This window comes from Clostridium tanneri, from assembly GCF_033659955.1.
GTDB classification, from domain to species: Bacteria; Bacillota; Clostridia; order Clostridiales; family Clostridiaceae; genus Clostridium_AM; species Clostridium_AM tanneri.
On record NZ_JARUJP010000063.1, the window covers coordinates 1 to 1904 of the forward strand.

1 protein-coding gene is annotated in these 1904 nt (G+C 32.9%); it reads right to left on the reverse strand.

Translation table 11 applies throughout. The features are described from left to right. Window positions 1–178 precede the first annotated feature (178 nt). Entirely contained in the window at window positions 179–1807 is a 1629-nt protein-coding gene (locus P8V03_RS18895; RefSeq protein WP_318799358.1) for an IS1182 family transposase, read from the reverse strand. Window positions 1808–1904: the final 97 nt, after the last annotated feature.

The window sequence follows — 1904 nt, forward strand, 5'->3', positions numbered from 1 at the left end:
GGAGCTGTCGCATTAGCATAAAAAAATTTGCTAACGCGACAGCGTTTTTTTAGGTGTTCTATAAAATTTTAGTTGTGATTTAAGTCCAAAAGAGTTTAATGTTTAAAAAATAGCGTACTTTAATAAGCCTTTGATGTTAAGGCTTTTTTTGATTTACAGAGCTTTTAAAAGTTAAAAATTAGGAACTCTTTTTAAGCGAAAAAAGATGTGTTCCAGTTCTATCTGACTGAATTTTATTATGTAGCTTATTTATATTATGTGACATTGCTAACAGAATGCTTTCTGACAAAACATTCCTTTTGCCCTTGCTTAGATATCTACGAAATCCCATATCCTGTTTTATCTCCGCAAAAGAGCCTTCGGCCTGAATACTTCGATTCATTCTCAACTCGCAGCCTTCTTCACTTATAATTCTTTCAAGATTTTCTTTCCGAAGCATGTTAAACAGCTTTGAGGTTTCAAGATTTTTAACTCTTTCCTCTAGTGGTGTTTTGCAGTTATGTCCCTTTATGCAGTTGCTCTTATAAGAACAGTTACTGCAGTCCTCAGAAGTATAAATTGTTTTTTCACTTATATAGCCTGTCTTGCTTTTTCTTTTTACTATTTTATTTACTGTTAGGTTCCTATTGTTTTTGCAAGTATAATAATCGCCTAATTCGGTATAATCCATGTTTTCTATTTTACTTATATCATTTTTATATTTCCTTGTTTTTGATATTTCATAATTTGCTGGTTTAATATATGATAACTGTCCATTCTCTTTAATATAAACATAGTTCTCCTCGCTCTCGTAACCTGCATCTGCAGAAACTTTAAAATACTTAAAATACAAGAAATTCTCCATGCTTTTTATAAATGGAATCAATGTTGTTGTATCTGTAGGCTGATCGCCAACAGTAAGCCATACTATATATTCAGAATCTACTCCATGCTGAACATTGTAACCTGGCTTTAACTGACCATTTTTCATTGCATCTTCTTTCATCCTCATAAAGGTTGCATCTTTATCTGTCTTGGAATAGCTATTACGTTTACCGCAGGTATGGATTTTCTGTGTATATTCTTTTAACTTATCAAGATACTCTTCGAGTTTTTCAATAGAACGTTGAATAGGAGTTTTTCTTTTACCACATCCATGTACGAATTCTATATTTTCTTCTTCTTTCAAGGCGTACAGCCTCTTGCGTAGCTTTTTCACATGCTTTATTTTTACTTTGTTTTCGTATACAAGCTTTATTCCATACAGTTTTTCACATTCAGCTACGAAATTAGCCAATTTAGAAAGTAATCTCTCCAAATTTTTTGAAACTGCTTTTTTCCAAACAAAAGTATACTTGTTAGCACATGCCTCTATTTTTGTGCCATCAATAAATATAGCATCTCCTAATATTTCTCCAATCTCATAAAGAAAATTTGTCATTTCAGCCATAATTGCTTCTGAACAAGGAGCAAAATGAAGGCTACGAAACCTTGCAAAAGTAGAGTGATCTGGTATTGGTGCACCTTCTAAGAGGTACATGAAGTTTACATCTCTTCTGCAGGAGGTTTCCATTACTCTAGAAGAATAGTTGTGATTCATGTAAGAGTAAAGTACAATCTTCAGCATCTGACGAGGCGTAGCCTGATTTTCCCTTAGTCGGGAATAAGTCGAATATAAATCTGTTAAATCCATCTCCTCTACAAACTGACTTAGCAAACGCACTGAATCATTATTGGGAATCATGTACTCAATATTTAGTGGAAGTTTTAATTGATAATTTCCACGATTTGAAGTATAATTTTTATGTAAATTAATGTATTTGGTCATATGTTAATTTTACCATAGGTCTTCCACTCTTCCGAGTGGGAGATTTATTTTTTTGTATAAAAAGCTGTCGCACTAATTATTTTAGTGCGACAGCCCC

Coding starts and splice junctions, on each gene's coding strand:
- P8V03_RS18895 (WP_318799358.1), bottom strand. CDS start 1,807: ATGACCAAATACATTAATTTACATAAAAATTATACTTCAAATCGTGGA.